The following is a 25966-nucleotide window of genomic DNA, read 5'->3' as shown; positions in this document are numbered from 1 at the left end:
TACCTCAATCCACCTTTTCAATAATCATCCTTTGTTTTGCCCGGAGACCCTCCTCCCGCATACGTTCCGTATCGAGGAGGCCGTCCTTCATGAAGACGATCCGGTCGAAGTAGTCCATGTGCCAGGGCTCGTGGGAGACCATCACGATCGTCTGCCCGAGATCGCGGTTTATCCTCTGGAAGAGATCTAAGACGATCTGCGAGTTCTCGGTATCGAGGTTTGCACAGGGTTCGTCCGCAAAGACAATGGCGGGCGTGTTCACGAGCGCCCTGGCGATCGAGACCCGCTGCTGCTCGCCGCCCGAGAGCTCGCCGATCAGGTGGTGGAGCCTCCTACCCAGCCCCACCCGTTCGAGGACTTCCCGCGCCGCGGCATAGCACTCGTCGACGGGTCTCCCCCGCACAATTGCGGAGATTGCGACGTTCTCCAGTACATCGAGATCGGTCACCAGCGCATAGTCCTGGAACACGTATCCAAGGTGCATGAGCCGGAAGAGCGTCCGCCCCTCGTCGTCCAGTCTCGATACGTCGGTGCCCGAGATGACGATGCTCCCCGAGGTCGGAGTGTCGAGGAGGCCGAGCTGGTGGAGGAGCGTGGACTTCCCGCTCCCGCTCGGCCCCATGATCCCGACGAACTCCCCGTCGTCTATGGCGAGAGAGACCCCTTTGAGCGCGGCAACCTCGACGCTGCCCATCCGATAGATCTTTCTTAGGTCACGCGCCTCGATCATTCTATCCCCTCATGGCGGAAAGGATCTCTTCCTTCGCAACGTACCGAGCAGGGATATAGCCGGAGACCAGCGAGACGAGGTACAGGCACGCGATGCTCACCGCCACCCTGGAAAGATCCAGGGTCGGACTGACGAACCCCATCGGGAACCGGATCGGGTGTGCGCCGAGACCCAGAGCGATGCAAAAGAGCATCAGCACCCCGACCGCTGCCCCGCAGGTGCAGAGAAACATCACCTGAAAAAGGTAGTTTCCGACGATGATCCGGCGCTGGATGCCGATAGCCTTCAAGATCCCTATCTGCTTCCTGCGGTTGACGATGTTGATGAAGGTGACGATGAAGACGACCACGCTCGCCACGATCAGGCTGACCACGGTCATGATGGAGTTGAGGAGGTTGAAGCTCTCGATTGCGTCGCCGAGGACGCCTTTCCCCTTCTCGCTCCAGGTCTTGATCCGCTCCTGGACCCCAAACTGCATACAGGTGATCTTCAACTGCCCTGCGTTCCCGATATCGCTGCCCTTGACCAGGATCTCCGTCGCTTTGCCGTCGGTCTGCATGACGGCATCCATCTCCTCTCGGGTGACGAACGCGGCCGAGTCGATGAGGAGGCCATAGGTCTCAAAGATCCCCTTCACCCGGTAGGTCTTCACGACCCCGTTGCCGTAGGCCACCTCCAGAAGATCGCCCACCCTGACGCCGCCAAGCGAAGGAAGTTTATCCTCCGCTTCGTCGTCGCTGCCGGCGAGGAGACTCCCGATCAGGATCTGGTCGGTGTCCCCCTCGGAGAGGAACTCCCCTTCCAGGATCATCTGGTGGTACCGGGTCACCGTCTTCTCATCGTCGGGGTCGAATGCGGCGAGAGACTTCGACTGAAACTTCCCGTTCCCGGTGTTGGTGATGGTCGCGCCGGCGCTGACGCGGGACGAGACGCCGGTAACGCCCGGGACTCTCTTCAACCGGTCGACGAGGTCGTCCGAATCGTCGATGTAGAGTTCCTTCTCCCTCGGCTCGATCGTGAGATGGCCGTACTGAAAGTCGATCATCTGCCGGTCGTACACCTCCACGACCCCACCGATGATCATGGTGAGAAAGTTTATCAGAACCACGACGAGGGCGATGACCAGGATCGTGAGGGCGAGAGTTCCGCGATTTCCGCGACGGATCGCCCGGACGGCAAGGTAGAGCGAGACCCCGTACCCGCCGCTACGCATGATCCGCCCTCTTATGGACCCGTAGGTACCAGTAGGTCAGCGCCGCGGCGAGTGTCAGGAGGCCGAGAGCGGCGAGGACGGTCCCTGAACCGGAGGGCTGGTTCACCACGAGGGTCACCTCTTCGCTCTCGGTATGCGGACCGTAACGGTCCTCGTACGACAGATTGACGGTGACGGGGATATCGCCGATCCCCTCCGCCGTCAGGGTGAATACCGCGGGTGCATCGCTCCCGGGCTTTATTTTACCCACGAAAGCCTCTTTCGAGCCGGAAAGGGAAGCGTCGATACGGGCCTTGAGGGCGGTCGCATCGTCGGTGCCGGTGTTCTCGATCCTCACGATCAGGCTGAAAGGCTCGCCGGGCGTAATCGGGGCCGGGTCCGTCGAAATGGCCGAGATGCTCAATTCGGCCTCGCCCTGCAGGTTTATGCTCGCCTGCTCAGTCTGCTCGAAACGGGAGCCGTCGGCCCGGACGTAGCCGATCGGGATCGAGACGACCGCAAGACCGAGCGGAGCGTTCCGGTCCGATGCGAAGGAGAGGTTGAGAACCTGCGATTCTCCGGGGTCGAGCCTGGCGAGGTGGTGCGTGCTCGGGCTCTTGAGAGCGATCGAGGAGGTGTTCGGGCGAAACGAGAGGTCGATGTTGTTTGCCCGGATCTCTCCAGCGTTGGTGATCGTCAGGTTCACGAAGAAGTCGTCGCCGGGGTTCACGTTGTTGGGGGCCGACTTCTCGACGACGATGGCGGGATTCTTCGGAAGCGGGATGGCGCTGTTGACGTTCACCGGAATAGGGTACCTCACGTTTGTGCCGCCCGAAGCGCTGATCCAGGCTTCCGGGAAGTAAATGCCGTCGCTGGACGGAGCCCGGATCAGGAAGGTGAGGGAGAGACTCTGGCCTGGCCCGATCGATCCGATATCCTGGAAGGACCCACGTACGACCTCTACCCCTTTTCCGACGAGGGTCGCACTCTCAACTTTCGCGCTGATGTCGGTGCTCGTCGTGGTAGTATAACTCTTTGTACCCGTATCGAACGTATCCGATGCAGATTGCGTCGCCGATTCCGCGGTGTTCTTCAGCGTGATCGTGATGGTTCCCATCTCGCCCGGGAGGATGACCGACGGATTCACCTCATAGTCGGTGATGATGACCGTGGGTTCCGCGGCCGTGGCGGGGGAGACGAGACCGAGGGCCAGCAGTGCGGTTATCAGAAGCAGTACGGCATATGCGTGCCGATCCCCTGCTGTCAAGATCAGGCCTCGCCGGCTCTTTCCAGTCGATTTGAACACTCTCTTTTTAAAAGACCAGTTACCGGGTGCTTGCTTCATATGTCCTCAAATTTCTGTATGCGCGGTCACATTATTAAACTTATGTTTAGTGTTATGACTTTAAGTTTATGAACCAGTATTATAAAGTCAGTCATCATACAGTTACCCGTTTGTATGCCTCGAATAAATCCGGAATATCGCAGAGATGCAAAGAAGAAGATCATCGACGCCGCGATTGAGGCGGCCTCCGAGAAAGGGGTGACGGCGGTAACGCTTGAGGACATCGCGCAGAGGGTGGGCGTCACCAAAGGGGCGCTGTATGCGTATTTTGAGAGCAGAGAGGTCCTGTTCCGGGAGATGACGCTCGAGGTCTTCACGCGGATCAGATCGGAGATTGAGAAGGCGTTTTGCGAATTGGGTGAAGGTCCCGAGACCTTCTCCCGCATTGCGGATCTGCTGTTCGGCGATCTGAAATCATATACAAACATCGTTGTTCAGATCTCCCTGATCACGCCGCAGGACCCCGAACTGCAGAAGGTAGTCATTACCATCCAGGACAGAATTATCGCATTCATCGGAGACAAAATTTCCCGGATGCAAAAAGAGGGAATAGTCCCGCCCGGGGTCCCTCCCGAAGAATTGGCTCAGGCAATACTGGCCCTCGGAATCGGTCTCCGCATCACGGAACTTCACCTGAAGAAAGATCCCGGGAGGCTGAAGCAGGTGTGGCTCGATTCGGTATTCCGGCTGCTCTCCCTGAAAGCCGGTACGGTCTGATGCCGGATGGGATTTGCCCTCATTGTATACGGCGGCCTGCGTCCGTTCCGCCCCGGGACGGGGGGATGAAGGTCCCCACGGCATCCCGATCGATTTCCCCGGCGATCTCCGCCGTCTCAGGTTTCCTTCCCGGCTCCGGCCTAGCCCGCAATGCTCCACCCCTGCGCCTCCTGCTGCAGCGTCCAGAGCCGGGAGTACAGGCCTCCCCGGGCCAGCAGGTCGTCGTGCTTCCCCTGCTCGACGACCCGTCCGCCATCCAGAACGATGATGTTGTCCGCCCTGCGGACGGTTTTGAGGCGGTGGGCGATCATCACGACCGTCCTGCCGGCGACCAGGGCCGAGATCGCCTTCTGCACATCGACCTCGTTCTCCGGGTCCAGGAACGCCGTCGCCTCGTCGAGCAGCACCACCGGAGCGTCCTTTAAGATGGCCCTGGCGATGGAGATCCGCTGTTTCTCGCCTCCGGAGAGCGTGGTGCCCCCTTCCCCGACCGGTGTATCGTAGCCGAGCGGCAACTTCATGATGAACTCATGGCAGCAGGCTTTCCGGGCGGCATCCTCCACCTCCGCCTGCGTCGCTCCCTCCCGGCCGAAGCGGATGTTGTTGCCGATGGTATCCTTGAAGAGGTAGACGTCCTGAAACACCATCGAGATCTTCGTAAGTAGCGCTTCGGGGTCCATCCCCCTGACATCGTCCCCGCCGAAGAAGACCCGGCCCGACTGGGGGTCGTAGAACCGGGCGACGAGTTTGAGGACCGTGCTCTTTCCGCTCCCCGAAGGTCCGACCAGGGCGGTCAGCGACCCCTCCGGCATCCTCAGCGAGACGTCGTGGAGGACCGCACCGGACCCGTATCCGAACGTGACCGATGCAAACTCGATGTCGTGCTCCTCGGGAGGACGCCCACTCCCCTGCATGACGGGCTCCCGCTGAAGCGTCAGAATGCGTTCCCCCGCGAGGGCGTGATACCGGAACTCGGGGAAGCTGATCAGCGCCGTGGTCAGGGGGTCGAAGACACGTGCCCCGATGACCAGGAAGATGACGAACGTCAGAATGTCCAGCGTCCCCCCGAGGAGGAGGTAGACGCCGACGAGCACCAGCACCGTCAGCCCGGCCCGCACCGACGCCACCGCCAGCAAGAAGACCGGGCCGAGCAGCCCCTCAAGCCGGATGCTCTCCCGCATCAACTCCCTAAAAGCCTTCTCCAGGCGGACGAACCGGCTTCCCGAGAGGTTGTAAGCCTTGATCACCCGGATGCCGTTCAGGTACTCCTGCAGCCGGCTGGCTGCATTGATCTTGGCCCGGATGTGCCTGGAGCCCAGCGACCGCTGCACCCCGGACGAGGCGAGCACGATCAGGACGGCCACCGGCAGCGCAATGAACATGGCCGCGGCCATGCGCCAGTCCAGGAACGCCAGCCCGATCAGGGCAACGATGGGCAGGATCAGGGCCCCGAAGAGTTGAGGCAGGATATGAGAGAGCGAGTGCTCGATCTGGGTGAAGTCCCCCATGATCATGTTGGCCAGGTCGCCGGGGTCCCGGCGGGTAAGGTATCCGAGCGGCAGCCGCCTCAGGTGCTCGGCGAGGGCCGCCCTGCCGTCCGCCGCAACCGCGTAGGCCCCCCGGTAGGAGGCTCGATACGCTCCGACCTCCCCGAGGAAGATGACGACCATAAAGAGCAGCAGTGCGGCGCTGACCCACCAGAGGCCGGCGATGTTCATCGGGGCGCCCGGATGAATGAACGGCTCGAAGATCAGGCCGACAGCTACGATCACGAGGACGACGGGGACGATGTTGAGGAGATCGGAGAGCACCGTGAAGAAGACAGGTTTTACCAGCTTTCTGGGGTCTCCTGCCGTGATGTCGGTGAGAATGCCCATCAGGCGACACCTCCTTTCTCGATGACCCAGCTAGCCGCATCCGTGTACGCGTCCCACATCCTCCGGTACACGCCCCCTTCGCGGAGCAGTTCCTCATGCGTCCCCCGCTCCGCGATATGTCCTTCCTCCAGCACGAGGATCTGGTCGGCCCCCCGGATGGAAGAGAGCCGGTGGGCGATGACGATGACGGTCTTCTCCTTCACGAGTTCCCTGAGAGCCATCTGCATCTTATACTCGTTCTCGGGGTCGGCAAAGGCCGTCGCTTCGTCCAGGACCAGGATGGGAGCGCCCTTCAGGATCGCCCTCGCCACGGAGACGCGCTGCTCCTCCCCTCCGGAGAGGTAGACGCCTCCTTCCCCGATCAGCGTATCGTAGCCTTTCGGCAGCCGCTCGATGAAGTCGTGGCACTGGGCGGCTCTTGCCGCAGCATAGACCTCCTCCCGGCTTGCCCCCGGCTTTCCGACCCGGATGTTCTCATACAACGTATCAAAGAACAGGAACGTATCCTGAAACACAAAAGAAACCGTATCCATGAGGTCCTCCGTCCGCATCCGGCGCACGTCGACGCCTCCTATCCGGACCGCCCCTTCTCCCACATCCCAGAACCGCGGGATCAGGTTGGCGACCGTGGTCTTCCCGGACCCTGACGGTCCGACGAGGGCCGTTACCTTCCCCTGCTCTGCCGTGAAACTGATCCCGGAGAGCGCCTCGACCCGGGTGGACGCCCCCGGTGCGTCGTAGGAGAAGGATACCCCGTCGAACTCCACCGAGTAGGTCTCCGGCTTTCTGGGTTGCTCCGGCTCGGGAACCGTGGGTTCGGCGAAGACCGCATCGATACGGTCCACCCCTTCGGAGATATCCCGCAGGCTCGAGGAGAGGTAGAGGAACTTGTAGAGCGGAGCCGCCGTTCCAGGGCCCAGAATGACGAAGAAGAGCAGGACCAGGGCGAACGCCATGCCGGCCGGGTCCCGGCTCAGGAGAAGGACCCCCACCGGGAGGATGAAACTCAGGAGCGAGGCCAGTATGGTCTTAAAGAAGGCAAACCCGTTCTGGAAACTGTCCGAGAACCTGACACAGAAATCGCGGTAGCGGACCATATCGTCGTAGAAACGGCGGAACGAGTGCACCGTCTGCCCGAATACCTTGACCGCCGGCATCCCCCGGACGTACTGCACGGCGGACGCGTTGATCTCCTCCAGCGCGTCGTAGTAGAGCTTCACCCATTTCTTCGCGTCCTCTCCCACCCACATGGATGCCTGGATCCCGAACCCCAGAGCGATCGCGGTCAGGCAGACCAGAGCCATCCAGAAGTTCAGATAGAAGAGGGCGGCAAACATCACCACCACAGTGGCGAGCGCATTGCACATGTCGGGGATCTGGTGGGCGACGAACTGCTCGATCTTCTCCACGTTCTGCTCAAGCGTCTTCTTCACCGCCCCGATCGAGGTCCTTGTCAGGTAGCCCAGGGGGAGCCTGCCGATGTGCTCGGTAAGCTGCACCCGGAGACCGTACAGGATGCGGAAAGCGGCGATGTGGGAAGCCATGCCTCCAAGATACATGGTGATCAGGCCGGCGACAAGGCCCCATAGGGCAATCCACCCCCAGCGAATCATGGCCGGGCCGTCGACGGAAGAAAGGTCTGCTGCATGGCGCAAAAGCTCGGCAAGGATGTAATAGACCGAGACGTAAGGAACCAGCATGAAGACGGCGCTGAGCATGGAAAGGATGCCCGAACAGATCAGGAGCCCTTTCTTCTCCCCCGCAATCTCCAGCAGGCGCATGATTCCTGTTTTTTCTTTAAAAGCCTGTTTCATAGAGTTCACGCTCCGGTTTTTCCGGACCGTTTGTTTCAAAATATCCGTTTATCAAAGAATTTTCATAAAAACCGGGGGAGGGTGTTCCATCCTCACAGACCCGAAAAAAGACCTCCCGTTGACGTTGCGACCCCGGGGAGGCCGGCCGGGAGATTCCGGCGGGCTTCCGCCCGCAGAGCCCCGGCCTTGGAATCAAAGATTTTCTATCTCCTTTTTTCCGCTAAGTCGCTTCCCTTTCTCCGTCAGGGTGTAGCCTACAACCCCGCCGCTCCCGGCCGCACCGCAGCAGGAGCACCCGGGACAATGGCAGGAAGAACCCTCCGTTTGTGCGGGTTCACTGCATCCTTCGCGCGTGATGAAACCGAGACGCTCCATCGCATGCAGCCTCTCGGTCAGGGTCTCCTGCGACATGTTCAACTCGCGTGCAAGCTCCGGGAGCGTGAATCCCCCCTCGGAGAACCGTTTCGCTATCGTGCGCATCATGCTGCTCGAATCCCCCTGAAGAGTTCCTTACCCCACGCAAGGAAGCCGAGAACTCCTATTACCGCCAGGTAGAGGATCGGCGTGATCGTGTCCACGACCGACCAGGGTTCGGCTCCTTCCTCGGGGAAGGCAGCTGCTTCGAGGGCTCCCGCCCCCATCGAGCAGAGGGCGACCAGTCCGAACCCGACCGAAAGAAGGATGCCGACGTATATGAAGGGCATCCCTTCCTCTGCACCGCCGGAGAGTTTTTTAGCCCCGGTCAGAAGAACGGCTCCGACCACAATCAGCACGAACCCGCTGAAGACATTCCCGGGAACGAGGAGGGCCGCCAGACCCGCCATCGGGACGCCGGAGACGGCCTCGAAGACGGCCTGGACAAATTGGAGCAGCCCGAAGACCACGTAGAGCAGTCCGAGCACTGCTCCAAAGAGAACTTTTATTCCATTACTCATTGTTTACGCACCCCCGATGATGAACGGGGCGAGATGTCCGACGACGAACGCCAGGACCCAGGCAACGACGATACCGTAAGCGACCACGAAGCCCGTCCACTTCCACGACCCGGTCTCCTTCTTGATGACGCCGAGCGCTGCGACGCACGGCATGTAGAGCAGCACGAAGACCATCAGGGCAAGGGCTGTCGCCGAGGAAAGGCCCGGGTCCACAAGGAGCGCCTCGGAGAGCGTCTCTTCCCCGGTCCCGTAGAGGACGCCGAGCGACCCGACGACGACTTCTTTCGCGAGGAACCCGAAGATCAGCGCGACTGCGACCTTCCAGTCGAACCCGAGCGGAGCCACCAGCGGCTCTATCAGGTGCCCGAGCATCCCTGCAAAACTCTCCGCACTCCCGTACTCGACGCCGTACGGGAAGGACGCCAGGGCCCAGACGACCATAGCGCCGAGAAGGATGATCGTTCCGGCTTTCCGGAGATACATCGATCCCCGGCCCCACATGTGTATGAGGCTCGTCATTGCCGTCGGAATCCGGTAGGGCGGCATCTCCATGACGAAGGGCGAAACCTCTCCCGGAAGAATGGTGCTCCTGAAGAGTTTTGCCGATGCGATGGCGACGACGATCCCGAGGACGTAGAGGAAGAACATCACCCCTCCCGCCTGGGCTCCGAAGAACGCACCGGCGAAGAGGACGTACACGGGTAACCGTGCGCTGCAGGACATGAACGGATTTACGAGAATCGTGAGCAGCCGGTCTTTCTCGCTCTCTATCGACCGCGTCGCCATGATCGCGGGGACGTTGCACCCGAACCCGATCAGCATCGGGATGAACGCTTTCCCGGGCAGCCCGATGGCGTATAATGGTCGATCCATGATGAACGCGGCACGCGCCAGGTAGCCCGAATCCTCAAGGAGCGCAAGGATCAGGAAGAGTATGAAGATGTTCGGCAGGAAGACGAGAACGGCGCCGACACCGCCGATGATACCGTCGCCGATGAGCGACCCGAGCCATGCGGGCTCGAGCGAGGTGACCGAGACCTCGGCAAGCCATGCAAAGAGCACCTCTATTGCGGTGGCAAAGGGGGCTGCGACCGTAAACGTCAGCTCGAACGCTCCCCACATCAGCGCAAGAAAGATAGGGATACCGAGATAGCGGTTGGTGACGACACGGTCGACCATGTCCGAAAACGTCGCACCCTTGATGTCGGTGCGGTGAACCTGCGGCAGGATGGCAGCGATCGCCTCGTAGCGCTTGTCCGCCATCACGGCCTCGTATTCATCGGAGTCAATGGAGGAGAGGATGCTCTGCACGCGGGCGGATGCCGGACCCTCCCTGACCCTCGCGAGGACGTTCTCATCGCCTTCGAGAAGTTTCACGGCGAGCCAGCGGAGAGGATAGCGCTTGGCAAGGCTCTTGTCGGCCGAAAGGGCATCCACAAGTGCTGCGATCTTCGCTTCAACGTCTCCGCCGTAGCCGATGGTATGTTCATGGTGCGGGGAGGTCTTTGCCTCCCGGATCGCGGCTTCGATGAGGTCGTCGAGCCCCTCGCCCCGGGTCCCGACCGTGCGCACGACCGGGACCTCAAGGAACTCCGAAAGCCTTGTCCGGTCGATGGTGTCGCCCTGCGCTTCGGCCATATCGGCCATGTTCAGGGCGATGACGACCGGAACCCCGAGTTCGGTGAGTTGTGTCGTCAGGTAGAGGTTCCGCTCCAGGTTCGTTGCGTCCACGACCTGGATGACAGCATCCGGTTTCTCATCGAGGAGGAAGTTCCTCGCGACGATCTCGTCTGCAGAATATGCGGTCAGACTGTAGGTGCCCGGAAGATCGACGACCTCTATCTCGTAGCCGTTGCGGCTGATCCGGCCGGTCTTCTTCTCCACCGTCACCCCGGGCCAGTTCCCGACGTGCTGTCGCGAGCCGGTGAGCTCGTTAAAGAGCGTTGTCTTTCCGACGTTGGGGTTGCCGGTGAGCGCAATCCTGATCTCCCTGGTCATGACTCCTCCGGTGTATTTTTGACAAGTACCTTCATCGCTACGCCCCGCGAGAGGGCGTAGCGGGCGTCGCCGACCGAGACGATGAGCGAGCCCCGATCCGCGCACTGGACCGTCACCCGGGTCTCGGGGCAGAAGCCCATCCCGGAGAGGCGGGACCGCATCCCTTTGCCTGCCCGTACCTCGGCTATCGTCGCCTCGGTTCCGGCGGAAAGGAAAGAAAGCGGACGGAGATCTCCCATCATTTCCCCCCTCCATCCAGGACGACTTCGATGAGACTTGCCTCGGCACGCCGCAGCGAGAGGCAGTATCCTTTCACCCGGTATTCTGTGGGGTCGCCGAGGGGAGCGGACCTGAGTACCTCCACTACCGCCCCCGGCACCATGCCCATGGCAAGCACGCGCTTTCGGAGCGCCCCGGAAGCACGGATGCCGACCACCTGGCATCGACCTTTCAGACCGACACAATCAAGCGTGGTTATCGCCGTGCGACCCGCTGAATCTGGTGTTACCATGGATAATTTTTCTTTTCTTTGGTCAATATAATCCGAAGCCGAAATTATTCCGGATCTTGCCGCAGGTGCCGAACTTTTTTCGGGTATCCTATGGAACCAAATATCGGCTGATGTTCGTTCCCCGTGGTGACGGAAGGAAAACGCGGTTATCAAAGAGAAACGGCGCGAATGACATCCGCGCCCCGGCGCCGCCGGCGGATAATTGCCGGGGAACATCGGAAAAACACCCCCTATTGCGTGCTTTGACCGATCAAAACGGCTCTTCTCCGTCGGTGTGCCCCTGGCAGGACCTGCACGCTTCCCGGAACTGGAGGACGATCTGCAATCGTCCCGGCGGAGCGGTTCTTCGGCAGTCTGCAAGGCTCTGCCGTACGAAGGGAGGATCGTTTGCTCTCCGCCCGGGATGTGGAAGATGGGCCCGGCCTACCCCTCAAACCCGTTCGCACCGATTAAGCCCGACACCGGACCTCTGTGGAGTTCCTTTATCCTCGCAAGCCTTTCTGCAAACTGTTTTCCTCTCTCCGTCAGGGCATACTCCACGATTCCATGCTTCTCGGTCTCGCTACAGCGGCCGGAACATCCGAAGCGTCGGGGGTGTTCATCGTCTACACCGTCGGCCGCGCCCGGAACGCCGGCATTGGCGCCGCGGGCCTGCAGTAAAACGGCTGCAACCCCCTCATAATGCCCCTCCGTCATTAAAACCTCGTAATCATCCTGATTGAGGGAAGAAAGGAGGATCTGTACACGGGCAAAGACCGGGCTCTCCCGGACCTCCGACGGGCTGTTATCGCCTCCCTCCAGAAGTTCGACCGCAAGCCGGCAGAGGGGATACCGTCCGGGGAGGGCCCCGGCGGTCGCGAGAGCATCGACCAGCGATGCAATTGTCGCCTCTTCCCCTTCGCCGTAGTCTTCGATTCGTCCGTGATGAGGCGAGGTCTCCACGCCTTCGCTCACCGCATCGAAACGGTCGTCGGGTTCGTCACCCTGTGTTCCGGCCATGCACGCGACCAGAGCATCAAGGAGCGTCGGGAGCCCCTCCCGGTTGATGGGGTCCTCCCACATTTCGGCCGTATCGGGCCTGTTCAGGACGATAACAACCGGGACCCCGCGTTCGGCAAGTTGTGTCGTCAGGTAGAGGCTTTGCTCCAGGTTCGCCGCGTCCACGACCTGGACGACGATGTCGGGCTTCTCGTCGAGGATGAAATCCCATGCGGCGATCTCGTCCGCAAAATATACAGTCAGGCTGTAGGTCCCGGGAAGATCGACGACCTCGATCCCGCAGCCGTTGCGGTCGACCCTGCCGGTCTTCACCTCCACGACCGCCCCGGATCGGTTCCCGACGTCGGGACTCCCGGACGCGCGAATGCCGACGCTGCCGTACCGGCTCCTCGGCCCGACATCATCGGGCAGGGCTGTCGCCGTGTGTTCCGCTGAATTTAATCGATTCATATGAGTCTCTTCTCTCATTTGGTCGATATATTCCCGGCCCGAAAGAGATCCGGATTTGATCGCGGAATAGGTATTTTCTTCGGACGGCGCGATGCCCGAAAAATGTCGGATACGGGCCCCGCACGGGTTCCGGAAGGTAATGGGGACCGATATTCGGAAAAAATGAGAAACAACTCTTAAACGGTCTTTCGGGAAGGAACGGGAGGATAAACTGCAGATCTCGTGTAGGGGAGTTTCTGCCAGCAGGGCAGGAATAGTCCTGCCCTGTTTCACCATGAGGAACTCTGTTGGACGTTGAGAGAAGGAGGGAGCGTCAACATTCTCAATGACTCCTGCCTCAAAAGCACGGGAGAGAAAGTTACGATCCATCTGTCCGAAGAGATTTTGAAGATGCTTACTCGATGATAACTCCTTCCTCCGTCTCATCGAGGAGATGGTGAAGATGTCCATCAAGCATCTTGATATGTGCATTGAGTTCTTCGAGATCTCGTCCCACGTGCTCCAGATCGGCATGCACGTGCTCCAGTTCTGCTCTCACATGAGTCGCAAGTTCTTGCGCCGCTGTCATCGGTTCACCTTTTCGTTTCCAGCTCTGTAAGGAGATGACTCCCTACAGTATACTGTTAACAAATACGGGAGTAATGAACCTCACTCGAAAAATCTTCGAATTTAATGTGATTTCCTAAAATATGGCCCGAAGGAGGACCCCGATTCAAGGAACCGGGAACTCTCTCCGACGCAACCTATTTACGGGTCCATGGACAAGTATATACATCGAAGTTCACCCTTGTATTATGGAGCCCACCAATGCCGAACTGTACCACATTCCTCGATGCAAATGCCTGCAACCCCGGGAAAATCGCTCTCGTTGTCCCCTCCCGGGGAGAATCCTATACCTATGCCGACCTTCGGGACCGCGTCGCCCGCGTCGGTTGCGGTCTTCGCGGCCTCGGGATCGGGCACGGGGAGCGGGTCTGCATCTACCTGGACAGTTCGGTGGAGTACCTCGTCGGTTACCTCGCCCTCTGGCGTATCGGCGCCGTTGCGGTCCCGACGAACCGGGTCTATCGGGAGAGCGAGGTTCTCTACGCCGTCCGCAATGCAGGGGCCGTCGCCGTCATCACCGACGTTGAAGGAGCCGCTCTCGTCGGCCGCATCCGGGACAGGGCGCCGACGCTCCGACATGTCGTTGCCGTCGGCGGAAAGACCGACGGCGCCACCCCGTGGACCGATCTCCTCCGTGCACCGGCGGACCTCCGTGCCGCCAACTGCCGGTTCGACGACCTCTGTCAGATCCAGTATACCTCCGGCACCACCGGCAAACCGAAAGGCGCCATGCTCACTCACGGGAACTGGATCGCGGCCATGGACGCCGAACGGGACGTTCTCCGGATCACCGACGACGACATCTTCCTCGGGATCTACCCAATGGGGCACGTCGGGGTGAGCTGGGGCATCGCCACCCTCAGGGCCGGCGGGACCTACGTCGTCATGGAGCGGTTCGATCTCGCCCGCTACCTTGACCTTGCCCGTGAGTATCGGGCCACGGTCGTCGCAAGCATGCCGCCGGTGATCCATTCTCTTCTCCAGACCCCGCCGGGGACCGAGACGGCGCTCGCCACCGCCCGGGTGCTGATCAGCGGCGGCGGCCCTCTGATGCCCGGCATCTGGAAACCCTTCCACGAACGGTTCGGGATTCCCATCGTCAACGCCTACGGCCTCTCCGAGACGATCGTCGTCGGGACGGGAACCGCCATCCGCCCCGAACACTACGCGACCGCAGATGAGTTTAAGAGCGTCGGCACGCCGGTCGGGTTCTCGGAGGTGAAGATCGTCGATGCGAACGACTCCGGCCGGGAGCTTCCGCTCGGCGAGGACGGCGAGATCGCCCTTCGGGGGCCCGCGGTGGCGCTCGGCTACTGGCAGATGCCGGAGGAGACCCGCGCTGCTTTCCTCCCCGACGGCTGGTTCCTGACCGGCGACATCGGCCACCAGGACAGGGGCGGAATGCTCTACATCACCGACCGGAAGAAGGACATGATCGTCATGTCTGGCTGGAAGATCTACCCGACCGAGGTCGAGGACGTGCTCGTTCAGCACCCGGGCGTTCGTGACGCGGCGGTCTTCGGGTGTCCCGACGAGCACCGGGGCGAGGTGCCGGTTGCCGTGGTGGTCCCCGCCGACGGGGAGAAGATCACCCCCGACGGGATCATCGCCTTCGCCCGCGAGCGCCTCGCCGGCTACAAGGTTCCCCGTCAGGTCATCCTTGCCGACGAGGTTCCCCGGGTGAACGGATGGAAACTCCTCCGGAAGCGCCTTCGGGAACTCTACTGCGACGCCGGGACGTCGGCGGCGTGAAGGATCGCACTTCGGGGGTGATTTAAGGAAAGACAGCGAATAGGTACCGCTAGAAACTTCACCGAGAGATAGACGTGGCAGACACTTCCAGACGTTCGACAGGAATCGCGGGCCTGGACCTTGCACTCGACGGGGGATTCGCTCCGGGCACCAGCATCGTCATCTCCGGATCACCTTTGAGCGGCCTTGAACTCCTGGCGCAGCAGTTCTGGGAATCCGGGAAGAGAACAGGCGCTTACCTGATGTATGATGCCGTGCCCGGGGAAGGTATGACCGACGCACGCGGCATGGACGCCGCGACGCTGGCCGGGGCCATGCGGGGAGAGAGGATCGTCGTGGACTCCCTCTCAACGCTGATCGCCGCCCGGGGAATCGACGCCGCCGTCGGGCTCGTCGTCGAAGATACCCGTGCACTCATCGAAGGGGGGGCAAACATCGTCTACCTCCTCTACACCGGTTTCCACGGCCCCTTTGAGGAAGCACGGATAATGCGCGCCGTCGATATCTTCATCTCCCTCAGGAGTCAGGTCAACGGCAACGAGTTCGAGCGGACGCTTGCCATCGAGAAACTCAAAGGTGCGGACGTGCCGCAACGAGTCATCCCCTATCACATCACCGCGAAGGGCCTTGAACTCTCGACGACGAGCAGGGTGGTTTAAGGCCGGAATACTCTTTTGCAGGAGGCACCTTCACGGTTCGGGGCGTCGCACTCCGGCTTATTCGGACGCCGAACTTTTGCACTTTCGAAGTTCAGGACCCGCGAGTGGATCATTTCACCTTATTTTGCAATCCTGGTATGCGGGATTGCTCTCTCACGCGAAAGATTGGGGTAGCAGTCAATAGTGGTCCGATTCCCAATTACCAATATGATAAATTGGGGAGCATCGTTCTTGGGTTCCGGGGCCACGCCCGGGCACAGATTCCTCATGACTGTCGCCACGCACTGCCCCCGCCCCAAAGGTACGAATGAGGAGGCCGGGCGGGGTGCGATGGTTCGCTAGAACCGGAGCTTGAGAAGACCGAAGATCTTCGAGTGGGGTCGTGAGGAGTGCCGTGCCGTGTGCGGGGAGATCCCCTAAAGGCGATAGCCGCCACGGTCCAGTGTACCGGGCTTCCCCGCAATCATGACCGTTTATCTTGCGGGGGTGAAGGGGGGTGAAGCGTGAAGACCCCACCCTTCAGGGTGAGGATGGCACGGCACAACCCAAAGGGTTGTGCCTGTCAGGAAGATGCGGAGCATCTTCCGTGAAGCGGAACGCCCTTCCTGTAATCAATTTCGATACGGTACATTCTTCTATCAATCCATCCAATAATGTTCTATCTGTGTTGCGAGAACCAAGCAACCTGATATCAGGCGCGGAACGCGCCGTTGAGCCTGTGGACCTGCCTCAATGGAGGAGGAATGAAGCAGGAAGCCGCGCCCAAAAGGCGCGGGGTAGTTCACTACATGGAAAAATCAGGAGGGTTTGAGCGCCATTCGGTAAGAAAAGCGACAACCCCCCTTCGCAGCCTCTCGTGAGACAGCATACCGGACTACCCGCTCAGTCCGTATACTCGGCCCGGACTAAACCCGTCGCAACAACCATATTCTTCAGTTTCCCGAACGCCGCGTCCCGTGTCTGCATCCGAAGGCCGCAGTCGGGGTCGATGAGCATTGCTTCCGGCGAAAAGACATCGATTCCGGTCTCGATCCGCTTGCGGATGGTCTCAACGCTCTCGACACCGGGGTCGGTCGAGTCCACGCACCCGTAGCCGATCATTCGGCCGCGCAAATCCTTTTTTGAGATCACTTCCAGGTTTCCGGGGTTGTTTGCGAACTCAAAGTCGAAGACGGTGACGTTCGCCCGGAGGATGTCGTCGATGACTGTCCCGAGATTTCCGCAGACGTGGAGGCAGACGGGCACCCGGAGCCTGGCGGTGATCGCGTTCACCGCCTCGCGGCCGACGGCGATGTTTGCGGCACCCGTTGAGAAGATGGGCTCATCTACCTGGAGGAGCGTGATCCCGGCGTCCTGAAGGTAGCCCGCCTCGACGGCGAGCGCCTGCGCGAGGTCGAGGACCAGTTCGTCCCGGTTCCGGTAGAACGGCGTCTCGATCGAAAGACCGTGCGCGAGCGTGCTCGGGCCGGTGAGGATCCCCTTCACCTTCGGGTGCCGGGAGAGGGCGTACTTCGTATCGGCGAGCGTGATGGGCTGTCGGGCCGGCTGGACCTTCCCGATTACCGAAGACCCGCGGATGCCGGGGAGGTGGGAGGTGAAGGCACGGATCATGTCGCCCCGGACCTGACCGTCGGAGATGATATCGATCCCGGCGTCGATCTGGCCGGCGACCGCTACCTCCACCGCATGCTTGAGCGGGTCCATGAGGGCTAAAATCCCCGAGCCTTTCACCACCGGGTAACTCCCGACCACCGTGGTCGGGAGGCGCACGCTTGTCAGGGTCATGGGGTCAGTCTGTGCCGGTCGCGTGGAAAGAGCGCCGCTTCACGGATGTTTTGGAGATCGAGCATCGTCATCACCAGGCGCTCGATGCCGAGCCCCCATCCGGCGTGCGGGGGCATGCCGTAACGGAACGTGTTTAAGTAGAACTCAAAGCTCTCGGGAGAGAGGCCCTTTGCGCGGATACGTTCTACCAGGAGGTCGTACTGGTGGATACGCTGGGCGCCGGAGGAGAGCTCCATACGGGGGTGCATGAGGTCGAACGCCTTGCAGAACTCGGGTCTGTCCGGGTAAGGCATCGCGTAGTAGGGTCTGATGTCGGTGGGCCAGTCGACAATGAAGTAATGCGTTCCGACCGAATCTCCGATCGCCCGCTCGGCCGCCGGGGAGAGGTCGTCGCCGAAGGCGAGCTTCTCCTCGATGGTGCGGTTCGCGGTCTCGATCGCTTCCGCATAGGGTATCCGGGGGAACGGTTTCTCAGGAACCGTGAGGTCAACCCCGAGTTCCGCAAGTTGCTCGCCGCAGTTCTCTGCGACGTAGTCGTAGACGTGGACGATCAGGTCTTCGAGGAGTTCCATGGCATCGTTATGGTCCGCAAACGAGACCTCCACGTCAAGCGACGTGGCCTCGTTGAGGTGCCGGACGGTGTTATGCTCCTCGGCGCGAAAGATGGGGCCGAGCTCGAAGACCGCCTCGAACCCGGCGGCCATCATCATCTGTTTATAAAGCTGGGGGCTCTGGTTCAGGAATGCCTCCTTCTCAAAGTAGGCGATAGGGAAGAGTTCGGTGCCGCCCTCGGTGGCGGCGGCGACGATCTTCGGGGTTGTAATATTGATGCAGCCCCGGGAGGCGAGGAACACGGTCGCGGCGCAGGTCACCGCCGAGCGGATGAAGAAGATGGCGCGGACACGCGGCTTCCTCGCGTCCAGGAACCGGGAGTCAAGCCGGGTGTCGAGTTCGGCCGGCACTTTCTCGGCGACGTCGAGCGGGAGCGGGCTCTCCGCGGGGCTGATGACCTCGAACTCCTCGGGGACGATCTCGCGCCCGCCGGGGGCCTTCTCGATTGCTTTGACCCTGCCCCGGACCCTGACCACGGACTCTCGCGAGACGTTCCGGGCTGCTTCAAGGATCTCCGCCGTGACCTTCTTCTTCGGGACGGTCACCTGGACGATGCCGGTCCGGTCGCGGATCAGGAAAAACGTAAGTCCTCCGAGATCGCGGACCTCGTGCACCCAGCCGATGACCTCGGCAGATTCAGTCTGTGGGGTTACGGCCCGTATTGGTAGACGCATATGAAAAACCTGGATATAGTGTGGGCCCCGGAAGGTATTTTGTCTTGCGCTCCCCCGCCGGGAGAACGCTTCGCGGAATACTCCGGGACTGAGAGAATCAGAGAAAGACCGCGGCGGAGAGGACCGTCGTCCAGCGCCCGTTCATATCTCCTTTTGCCGACTGACAGGTGTGGGTTGTGTTGATGATCCGCCCGCTTGCCTTGTAGATCTGTTCGCGTTCCTGCCACGCTTTGTCGGGGTCGAACTCGATCCCGAGCGTTGTCGCAAGCATGGTTGCCGCAAGGTCTTCCGCGTATTCTCCCGAGACCTCTGCGGTCTCTCCGAAAGCGTGGTGCTCGGAGAGGTAGCCGTAGGCGTTGCTCTCTTTCGGCATCGCATGTCCGATGGCGGCGGAGATGAGCCTGCTTGGTTCGTTGGTCTCGTTCCGGGCCATGACGACGTAGACGATGGTCCCCGGAGCGAGGTGCTGCAGCCCCTCCTCCTTCGAGACCAGCCGGCAGTTCGGGGGGAAGATGCTTGAAACGTAGACGAGGTTGTACTTCTCGATGCCCGCCTGCCTGAGAGCCAGTTCAAATGACGCCAGTTTGTCTTTGTGGATGCCCACACCCTTTGTAAAGAAACACTTGGTCGGAACGAACATTGAAGATCTTCTTATCGCTAGAGATTTTTAATATTTTCGGTTATATCCGCCACGAATGGAAAATTACGCTCATTTTCGTCTCTTTTTGACATCAGTGCAGTAATATGCGGATAAACCCGGAAACTGCCGGGAAATACGACTTATCCGGGTATGCCCGGGGTGGCCGCAACCGCTCTCAATGCCGGTCGATCTCTCTCTGGAGACCGCTTGAACCGAAATCGTTACGGGAACCGCCCATATCGAAAAACATTCCTCAAGTCTGCCGGGGAACGGCATCTGCGTCTCTCCCGCGTTCCGGACGCACCCGGAGGAACGCTTATAAGTGATGGTGCTGCATCCGGTGCAGCCGGGGTTGTCGCTGACGCGTCGCGGCACCCGGGATTCTCTCATGCTCTCCCGCAACGGAAGGTAAGGATATGGGACCGGAGAATAAACCCACGGCGGTCGTGGACGCTATCGGGCTCTACTGCCCCATGCCGATCATGATGACCCGGGAAGCAATCGAGAACCTCGACGTCGGGGAGACGCTCCAGGTCGAGGCGGATGACCCTGCCGCGGAAGAGGATATCCGGCGCTGGGCAGGCCGCGTAGGGCACAAGATCGTGAAGTTCGAGAAGAATGACAGGGTCATGAGGTTCTGCATCAGGAAGATGAAGTAGGTGAGGAAAATGGTGTATGCGGATAAGACGGTCAGTTGCATTGGTATCTGCCAATCGCCCCTGCTCTCGATCGAGGCGGGGATGGAGACGCTCAACGCGGGACAGGTCCTGCAGGTGACGACCGACAAGCCGGACCTTGTCGAGGAGGTCAGGTCCTGGGCCGGTCAGAGCGGGCACGCGCTCGAGGAAGAACACTTCGCATCGGGCGTGACGACCCTCCTCGTGCGCAAAGGAGCGACGGTGACGACAGAGGCGACGTGATGAACACCGGCGGCTATGCGGACAACCTCCCGACCCGGGAGGGCGGGAACCAGGAGCCCGTGAACGAGGAGAAGGCACCGTTATCCGCCCGAAAAGGAGTGTAAACCGGCATGGCGCGGATACTTTACATCCAGACCAGCGGCACCGACACCCCGGAGCGATTGTATGCCCCGTTCATGCTCGCGATGACGGCGCGCGCGACAGACATCGACGCCGACATCTTCTTCATGATCAAAGGGGTGACGGTCGTCAAGAAAGGCGCAGCGGAGAAGATCAAGGTTGGAAGTTTCCCGAAACTCTCGGAGATCCGCGACCAGGCGATCTCCGCGGGGGCGACAATCTACATCTGCGAGCAGAGCACCCAGCTCTTCGGTATGGCGCGGGGCGACTTCATCGAGGAAGGCCGGGTCGTGGGTGCACTCACTTTAAACGACCTCGCACTCGACGCCGATGCGGTCATAACGTTCTAGGAGCGGCCGGGTATGGAGGAGCGGATCTATCTCGACCACGCAGCGGCGATGCCGATCCACCCTGAGGTCCTCCGGTTCGGGAACCGGTTTCTTGCCGGTTTCGCCGGCAACCCCTCCACGATCTATCGGGAAGGGCTTGCGGCAGAGGAGGCTGTTTCCCGCGCGCGGGAGGAGGTGGCAGCGCTCATCGGCGCGAGCGACCCGGCTTCGGTCATCTTCACCAGCGGGGCGACCGAATCGAACAACATCGCCGTCAGGGGGACCGCGCTCCGGAACATGAAACGGGGCAAGCGGGTCGTTACGAGCACCATCGAGCACATCTCGGTCCTGAACCCGGCAAAAGTTCTTCTGAAGAAGGGTTTTGCCGTTACAGAGGTCCCGGTCGACCGTTACGGCACGATCGACCTCGGCGCCCTCGAAGAGGCGGTCACGCCGGAGACCGTCGTCACGTCGGTCCACTACGCAAACAACGAGATCGGGACGATCGAACCGATCCGCGAGGTGGCGGAGATCGTCCACGCGCGCGGCGGTTTTCTCCACGTGGACGCCACCGACGCCGCCGGACGGGTACCGATAAACGTGGAGCGCGCCGGCATCGACCTCGCCACCCTCTCCTCGAACCAGCTCGGGGGACCTCAGGGGATGGGAGCGCTCTACATCCGCCCCGGCGTCCGGGTCCAGCCGGTCCTTGTCGGGGGCGGGCAGGAACGCGGTCTCCGGCCCGGGACCGAGGACGTCTTCGGGATCGCCTGTATGGGAGAGGCGGCCCGGCTTGCGGCAAAAGAGATGCCGGAGGAGAGCAGGCGCCTTGCCGCGATCCGGGACCGGCTTATCGCCGGGATCACGGATATCGAGGAGGCCTACCTGACCGGCCACCCAACGGAGCGGCTCCCGCACCACGCGAGTTTTCGCTTCTCCCGGATCGAGGGGGAGAGCATCCAGCTTGCCATGAACATGCTCGGGATCGCCGTCGCCACCGGGTCGGCGTGCACCTCACGGACGCTCGAAGCCTCCCACGTCCTCCTTGCCATCGGGCTCGCCCACGAGGAGGCGCACGGGTCGATGGTCGCAACGCTCGGGCGCGAGAACCGCGCGGACGAGGCGCCCCGGGTTGTAGACGCCGTCAGAGAAACAGTTAAACGCCTGCGGGCCATTACTCCGCTATAGGGGTGAAGAATTTGGCAGACCAGATCGGATACAGCCAGAAGGTGATGGAGCACTTCATGAACCCGCACAACGTCGGGGTGATCGAGAACGCGGACGGTTACGGCAAGGTCGGCAACCCGGTCTGCGGGGACATCATGGAGATCTTCATCAAAGTCAAGGATGATGTCATTGAGGATATCAAGTTCCGGACGTTCGGGTGCGGGTCGGCCATAGCCACGAGCAGCATGGTTACCGACCTCGCCAGGGGAAAGACGCTCGACGAAGCGATGCAGATCACCCGCGACGATGTGGCGACCGAACTTGAGGGGCTGCCGCCCCGGAAAATGCACTGCTCCAATCTCGCAGCGGACGCACTCCACGCGGCGATACAGGACTACCGGGAGAAGCAGAAGAAGTAGATGTGGGTTTTTCAGCACCGGTAGACCAGCGTCATGATGCTTTTTGCAAGGTCCAGGCTCTTTCCCTGGTAGGCCATGAGGGTATCCCGCCGGAGCGCTCCCTTTATCCGGACGGGGTCCCGGATGTCCTGGATGAAGACGTCGATGAGGTCCTCATACAGTCCGTAGGTCCCGGCCGATGAGGGCTCCTTTCCAAAAGCCTGCATCAGGGCCGCCGCCGGGCCGCTGATCGGCGCGTCCCCGATGAAGGGGCTGATTGCGACGACGCACCGGTGACGGCGGAGTGCCTCCCGCACCCCCGCACACTCGAGAATGGGCGATATGCTCGTTACCGGGTTGCTCGGGCCGATCACCACGGCATCGCTCGCCTCGATTGCCCGGATAGCCTCCTCTGTCGCAACCGGCGGCTGACGGAACCGGCGGACCACGCCGTCGATCGTTACGTTCCCCCGGTGTTTCACCCAGTACTCCTGGAAATGCATCTCGCCCCGGGGCGTGTGGACGTAGGTCGTCACGGCGGAGTCGGTCATCGGAAGGACGGTGGCCCGAACGCCGAATTTCCGGCAGAGCACCGAGGTCGCCTCGGTGAGGCGCATGCCGCTTCTGAGCATCTCTCCTCTCGCGATGTGCACCGCCCGGTCCTGGTCCCCGACGGCGATGAACTCCTCGATGCCGAGTCTCGCGAGGAGGTCGTGCGTGATGGAGGTGTCGTTGCGGATTCCCCACCACTGGCCGGTATCGAGGATGCCCGCAAAGAGGTACATGACCGTATCGGTATCAGGCGAGAGGTGATTGCCGGAGAGCCACATATCCTCGGCTGTGTTGACGATGACTGCAATCTCCCGCTCCTCCAGCAGCTCCAGCATGCCTCGGAGGAGCTTCGGGGTCCCGGTCCCGCCCGAGAGGAAGGTTATCATTGAACAAATAGCGTATCGGGCCTATCCGTATATGAGCGTTTCCAATCGCAATGGGCGATGAATATCCCTCGTTTCACGAAACCGCGTGCCGAATGACCGCCATGATGTCCCAGGCGAGCGACTCCGCCTGGCGCTCGTGCAGAAGATGGGTCTCCAGGCGGAGCGAGCCGGCGACCTCGTCGGGGTCGTGGAGGTCCTGGACAAAAACGTCGACAACATCCTGGTAAAGCCGGAAAACCCCGGGAGAGGTCGGCGTCTCGCCGACGGCGTACATGAGCGCGGTGTCCTTTGGGTCCGGCGCAACACCCCCCTGGAACGGCGAGACCGCGATGACGAACCGGTCGCGGAGAAGGCGACGCATCCCGGTGCAGTCGAGGAGGGGGAGAACGCTCGCCGCCGGGTTCGCAGGGCCGATCACCACGGCGTCGCTTGCCTCGATCACCGCACGCACCTCGTCCGTGACCGCGGGTGACCCGGGTGCGGTGCGGACGAGCTCCCGCACCTCGGTATCGGCCCCGGCGGTCATCCGGTAGGTGAGGAGCGGCAGACGTTCGGTGCCGGTATCGACGAACAGGGGGGCCTCCGTGTCGGTTGTCGGGAGGACGGTCGCCCCGATGTTGAGCGCCCGGCACTGCGCCTGCACCGCCTCCGTCAGGGTCCTGCCCTCGTTGAGAAGCCCCGCACGGGCGATCTGGACGGCACGTGCGCGGTCGCCGACCGGGAAGGGTTCGCCGCCCGCAACCTTCGGGAGGTAGCCGTGGGTGATGCAGGTATCCCCTTTAATCCCCCACCACCGGCCGGTATCGAGGATGCCTGCAAAGAGGAAGACGGCGGTATCGATCTCGGGCGCACAGTGGCCCCCCGAGACCCAGCAGTCCCCGGCGGTGCTCGCGACCACGGCGATCTCGCTGTCGTAGAGGATCTGCCGGACGCCCTGTATGAGTGCAGGCACTCCGGGCCCGGCCGAAAGGAAGGTGATCATGGCTGAATACCTTTATCGTTTATCTCCCAAGATTCTTAACGGAACTGATGAAGATCATCAAGGACCCGGTTCACGGCTACGTCGAGGCCGATGCGCTGACACTCCGTCTGCTGGACTCGATGCCGGTCCAGCGTCTCCGTCACGTCACCCAGCTCGGGTTTGCAAACCTCGTCTACCCCGGCGCAAACCACACCCGGTTCGAGCACTCGCTCGGGACGATGCACCTTGCGGGTCTCATGTGCGGGAACCTCGGGCTTGACGACGGCGAGACGCGGCTCGTCACCACGGCCGCCCTCCTCCACGACATCGGCCACGGCCCCTTCTCCCACGTCACCGAACCGGTGATGGAGGAGTTTACCGGGAGGAGCCACCACCAGATCGACCGCCTCGTCAGGGAGGGGACGATCGCCGGGGTCCTCGAAGCGGAGGGGATCGACCCCGCCGAGGTATGTGCCGTCGTCTCGGGGGAGCACCGCCTCGCGAGCATCATCCACGGGAGCCTGGACGTCGACCGGATGGATTACCTGATGCGGGACGCTCACTATACCGGCGTGCCCTACGGGACGGTCGACGCTCACCGGCTGATCCGGTGCACCGTTTTAGCCGAATCCGGCATTGGCCTCTCTGAAGGCGGGATCAACGCCGCCGAGTCGCTCCTCATCGCCCGGACCCTCATGCGCCCGGCGGTCTACTTCCACCACGTCAGCCGGATCGCGACGAGCATGTTCGTCCATGCCCTCCGCGAGGAGGTGCAGAACGTTCCGGGTGTCGACGCCTGCGAACTCGTGCGGATGGACGATGCCGCCTGCATGGAGCGGCTGAAGCACTCCCCGCATGCGATCACCCGCGACCTTGCCTGCCGGGTCTACGCCCGTGACCTCTATAAGCGGGCGCTCTACGTCGGCGAAGACCGGGTGAACGCCGCCGCCCTCCAGCAGAACCTCGGGGCGGCCCGGGAACGGGACCTTGCCCGGGCAATCGCCGGGACCGCGGGGGTCCCGGAGGACGAGGTGCTTGTGGACATCCCCCGCCTCCCGGGCCCTCTCTCGATGGAGGTCCGGGTCAGGAACAGCCACGCCATGGTGGATATCGAGGAAGTCTCCCCCCTCATCAACACCTTAAACGATACCCGGCGGCAGCAATGGCGTCTTGGCGTCTACACGACGGAGGAGCACCGCCACGCGGTGGAGCAGGCGGCGATGGAGGTGCTCCGGGTGAAGCGGGCGACAAAGCAGGATAAACTTGTAGTTGCATAACGCATGAGGAGCACATGAAGAAAGAATTCGTCGTCGGGGTCACCGGGGCAAGCGGGGTCATCTACGCCCATCGCCTGCTCGAGGTGCTCTGCGACCGCGCAACGGTGCATATCGTCGTCTCCGACGTCGCCCGGCAGATAGCCGCGATCGAGCGCGTGGACCTCTCCGGGTTCGACGCCATCTACGCCGATAACAGCGACTTCGCGGCCGATATCGCGAGCGGCTCGTTTCGTTACGACGGGATGGCGATCGTCCCCTGCAGCATGAAGACGCTTGCCGCGGTCAGCAACGGCCTCGCGGACAACCTGATCGCCCGGGCGGCGGATGTCTGCCTCAAGGAAAGGCGGCCCCTCCTCCTCCTCCTCCGGGAGATGCCGCTCTCCCGGGTCCATTTAAAGAATATGCTTGCCGCCGACGAGGCCGGCGCGACCGTGATGGTCGCAAGCCCCCCCTTCTACCAGCACCCGAAGACCATCGACGACCTCGTCGATATGGTGGTGGCCCGGGTGCTCGACCACCTTGGTGTCGAGCACCGTCTCGGGACCCGATGGAGTGGATAA

Annotated in this window: 27 protein-coding genes; 10 read left to right on the top strand and 17 right to left on the bottom strand. The window is 61.6% G+C overall.

The window, feature by feature from the left end; all coding sequences use genetic code 11:
* Nucleotides 1–4: 4 nt before the first annotated feature.
* Genes BP737_RS04485 through BP737_RS04475 form a run of 3 tightly spaced genes read right to left on the bottom strand, consistent with a single transcriptional unit; the run spans nucleotide 5 to nucleotide 3189 of the window.
* Nucleotides 5–730, bottom strand: a complete 726-nt coding sequence (locus BP737_RS04485) for an ABC transporter ATP-binding protein (RefSeq protein ID WP_292408753.1) — start codon at nucleotides 728–730, stop codon at nucleotides 5–7.
* 1 nt (nucleotide 731) lies between these two features.
* The gene (locus tag BP737_RS04480; RefSeq protein WP_292408756.1) at nucleotides 732–1943 is read right to left on the bottom strand and encodes an ABC transporter permease; all 1212 of its coding nucleotides are present in this window, start codon (nucleotides 1941–1943) and stop codon (nucleotides 732–734) included.
* On the bottom strand, nucleotides 1936–3189 hold the full coding sequence (locus BP737_RS04475; protein ID WP_292408758.1) for a COG1361 S-layer family protein: 1254 nt from the start codon (nucleotides 3187–3189) through the stop codon (nucleotides 1936–1938). Before BP737_RS04475 ends, BP737_RS04480 begins: the two co-directional genes overlap by 8 nt.
* A 192-nt stretch (nucleotides 3190–3381) precedes the next feature.
* Between BP737_RS04475 and BP737_RS04470 the strand changes: the two genes are divergently transcribed.
* Nucleotides 3382–3984 (top strand): TetR/AcrR family transcriptional regulator, encoded by a 603-nt coding sequence (locus BP737_RS04470; protein WP_292408763.1) that lies wholly within the window; start codon nucleotides 3382–3384, stop codon nucleotides 3982–3984.
* Nucleotides 3985–4124: 140 nt separating this feature from the next.
* Here BP737_RS04470 and BP737_RS04465 read toward each other — a convergent pair whose 3' ends face one another.
* From BP737_RS04465 to BP737_RS04425, 9 genes are all read right to left on the bottom strand, one after another.
* Nucleotides 4125–5861, bottom strand: coding sequence for an ABC transporter ATP-binding protein (locus BP737_RS04465; RefSeq protein ID WP_292408765.1), 1737 nt, complete (start codon nucleotides 5859–5861; stop codon nucleotides 4125–4127).
* Entirely contained in the window at nucleotides 5861–7675 is a 1815-nt protein-coding gene (locus tag BP737_RS04460) for an ABC transporter ATP-binding protein (RefSeq protein WP_292408766.1), read from the bottom strand. Before BP737_RS04460 ends, BP737_RS04465 begins: the two co-directional genes overlap by 1 nt.
* A gap of 192 nt (nucleotides 7676–7867) precedes the next feature.
* Nucleotides 7868–8158: a winged helix-turn-helix transcriptional regulator gene (locus BP737_RS04455; RefSeq protein ID WP_292408768.1), complete on the bottom strand. Its 291-nt coding sequence runs from the start codon at nucleotides 8156–8158 to the stop codon at nucleotides 7868–7870.
* Nucleotides 8155–8610, bottom strand: coding sequence for a hypothetical protein (locus BP737_RS04450; protein WP_292408770.1), 456 nt, complete (start codon nucleotides 8608–8610; stop codon nucleotides 8155–8157). Before BP737_RS04450 ends, BP737_RS04455 begins: the two co-directional genes overlap by 4 nt.
* A 3-nt stretch (nucleotides 8611–8613) precedes the next feature.
* The gene (gene feoB, locus BP737_RS04445; RefSeq protein WP_292408773.1) at nucleotides 8614–10608 is read right to left on the bottom strand and encodes a ferrous iron transport protein B; all 1995 of its coding nucleotides are present in this window, start codon (nucleotides 10606–10608) and stop codon (nucleotides 8614–8616) included.
* Entirely contained in the window at nucleotides 10605–10850 is a 246-nt protein-coding gene (locus BP737_RS04440; protein ID WP_292408775.1) for a FeoA family protein, read from the bottom strand. Before BP737_RS04440 ends, feoB begins: the two co-directional genes overlap by 4 nt.
* Nucleotides 10847–11119: a FeoA family protein gene (locus BP737_RS04435; RefSeq protein WP_292408779.1), complete on the bottom strand. Its 273-nt coding sequence runs from the start codon at nucleotides 11117–11119 to the stop codon at nucleotides 10847–10849. The genes BP737_RS04440 and BP737_RS04435 overlap by 4 nt, the downstream gene beginning before the upstream one ends.
* A 423-nt stretch (nucleotides 11120–11542) precedes the next feature.
* Nucleotides 11543–12568, bottom strand: coding sequence for a FeoB small GTPase domain-containing protein (locus BP737_RS04430; RefSeq protein ID WP_292408782.1), 1026 nt, complete (start codon nucleotides 12566–12568; stop codon nucleotides 11543–11545).
* A 394-nt stretch (nucleotides 12569–12962) separates the two neighbouring features.
* Nucleotides 12963–13136: a hypothetical protein gene (locus tag BP737_RS04425; RefSeq protein WP_292408785.1), complete on the bottom strand. Its 174-nt coding sequence runs from the start codon at nucleotides 13134–13136 to the stop codon at nucleotides 12963–12965.
* A gap of 239 nt (nucleotides 13137–13375) precedes the next feature.
* Here BP737_RS04425 and BP737_RS04420 point away from each other — a divergent pair, with 239 nt between their 5' ends.
* Together BP737_RS04420 and BP737_RS04415 are read left to right on the top strand one after the other, a co-directional pair.
* Nucleotides 13376–14926: a class I adenylate-forming enzyme family protein gene (locus tag BP737_RS04420; protein WP_292408788.1), complete on the top strand. Its 1551-nt coding sequence runs from the start codon at nucleotides 13376–13378 to the stop codon at nucleotides 14924–14926.
* A gap of 74 nt (nucleotides 14927–15000) precedes the next feature.
* Nucleotides 15001–15585 carry an RAD55 family ATPase gene (locus tag BP737_RS04415; protein ID WP_292408791.1) on the top strand — a complete coding sequence of 195 codons (585 nt, stop codon included), beginning with the start codon at nucleotides 15001–15003 and terminating at the stop codon, nucleotides 15583–15585.
* 882 nt (nucleotides 15586–16467) lie between these two features.
* On the opposite strand, the gene BP737_RS04410 is transcribed toward BP737_RS04415, so the two are convergent.
* The 3 genes from BP737_RS04410 to BP737_RS04400 all read right to left on the bottom strand — a co-directional run bounded on the left by BP737_RS04410 (nucleotide 16468) and on the right by BP737_RS04400 (nucleotide 19296).
* The gene (locus BP737_RS04410; protein ID WP_292408794.1) at nucleotides 16468–17370 is read right to left on the bottom strand and encodes a methionine synthase; all 903 of its coding nucleotides are present in this window, start codon (nucleotides 17368–17370) and stop codon (nucleotides 16468–16470) included.
* Nucleotides 17367–18656: an aspartate--tRNA(Asn) ligase gene (aspS, locus tag BP737_RS04405; RefSeq protein ID WP_292408797.1), complete on the bottom strand. Its 1290-nt coding sequence runs from the start codon at nucleotides 18654–18656 to the stop codon at nucleotides 17367–17369. The genes BP737_RS04410 and aspS overlap by 4 nt, the downstream gene beginning before the upstream one ends.
* Nucleotides 18657–18753: 97 nt before the next feature.
* On the bottom strand, nucleotides 18754–19296 hold the full coding sequence (locus tag BP737_RS04400) for a pyruvoyl-dependent arginine decarboxylase (RefSeq protein WP_292408800.1): 543 nt from the start codon (nucleotides 19294–19296) through the stop codon (nucleotides 18754–18756).
* Between the two features lie 416 nt (nucleotides 19297–19712).
* Here BP737_RS04400 and BP737_RS04395 point away from each other — a divergent pair, with 416 nt between their 5' ends.
* The 5 genes from BP737_RS04395 to nifU all read left to right on the top strand — a co-directional run bounded on the left by BP737_RS04395 (nucleotide 19713) and on the right by nifU (nucleotide 22251).
* A complete protein-coding gene (locus BP737_RS04395) occupies nucleotides 19713–19955 on the top strand; it encodes a sulfurtransferase TusA family protein (protein ID WP_292408803.1) in 243 nt (80 codons plus the stop codon).
* 9 nt (nucleotides 19956–19964) lie between these two features.
* Nucleotides 19965–20216, top strand: coding sequence for a sulfurtransferase TusA family protein (locus BP737_RS04390; protein ID WP_292408806.1), 252 nt, complete (start codon nucleotides 19965–19967; stop codon nucleotides 20214–20216).
* 110 nt (nucleotides 20217–20326) lie between these two features.
* Nucleotides 20327–20686: a DsrE family protein gene (locus BP737_RS04385; protein ID WP_292408810.1), complete on the top strand. Its 360-nt coding sequence runs from the start codon at nucleotides 20327–20329 to the stop codon at nucleotides 20684–20686.
* A 12-nt stretch (nucleotides 20687–20698) separates the two neighbouring features.
* Nucleotides 20699–21853, top strand: a complete 1155-nt coding sequence (locus BP737_RS04380; RefSeq protein ID WP_292408813.1) for a cysteine desulfurase family protein — start codon at nucleotides 20699–20701, stop codon at nucleotides 21851–21853.
* An 11-nt stretch (nucleotides 21854–21864) separates the two neighbouring features.
* Nucleotides 21865–22251 carry a Fe-S cluster assembly scaffold protein NifU gene (gene nifU / locus BP737_RS04375; RefSeq protein ID WP_292408816.1) on the top strand — a complete coding sequence of 129 codons (387 nt, stop codon included), beginning with the start codon at nucleotides 21865–21867 and terminating at the stop codon, nucleotides 22249–22251.
* Nucleotides 22252–22262: 11 nt separating this feature from the next.
* Here the strand turns inward: nifU and cofD are convergent, their stop codons facing one another.
* Nucleotides 22263–23168 (bottom strand): 2-phospho-L-lactate transferase, encoded by a 906-nt coding sequence (gene cofD, locus BP737_RS04370; protein ID WP_292408818.1) that lies wholly within the window; start codon nucleotides 23166–23168, stop codon nucleotides 22263–22265.
* Between the two features lie 73 nt (nucleotides 23169–23241).
* Complete coding sequence (locus tag BP737_RS04365; protein WP_292408822.1) at nucleotides 23242–24150, bottom strand: 2-phospho-L-lactate transferase CofD family protein; 909 nt, start codon at nucleotides 24148–24150, stop codon at nucleotides 23242–23244.
* Nucleotides 24151–24197: 47 nt separating this feature from the next.
* On the opposite strand from BP737_RS04365, the gene BP737_RS04360 reads away from it, so the two are divergent.
* Nucleotides 24198–25406, top strand: coding sequence for an HD domain-containing protein (locus BP737_RS04360; protein WP_292408824.1), 1209 nt, complete (start codon nucleotides 24198–24200; stop codon nucleotides 25404–25406).
* Between the two features lie 14 nt (nucleotides 25407–25420).
* Nucleotides 25421–25966: a UbiX family flavin prenyltransferase gene (locus BP737_RS04355; RefSeq protein ID WP_292408827.1), complete on the top strand. Its 546-nt coding sequence runs from the start codon at nucleotides 25421–25423 to the stop codon at nucleotides 25964–25966.

The organism is Methanoculleus sp. UBA291 (genome assembly GCF_002499755.1).
GTDB classification, from domain to species: domain Archaea; phylum Halobacteriota; class Methanomicrobia; order Methanomicrobiales; family Methanoculleaceae; genus Methanoculleus; species Methanoculleus palmolei.
Note: the sequence above shows the minus strand (reverse complement) of the source record. Positions and strands in the feature narration are given on the sequence as shown.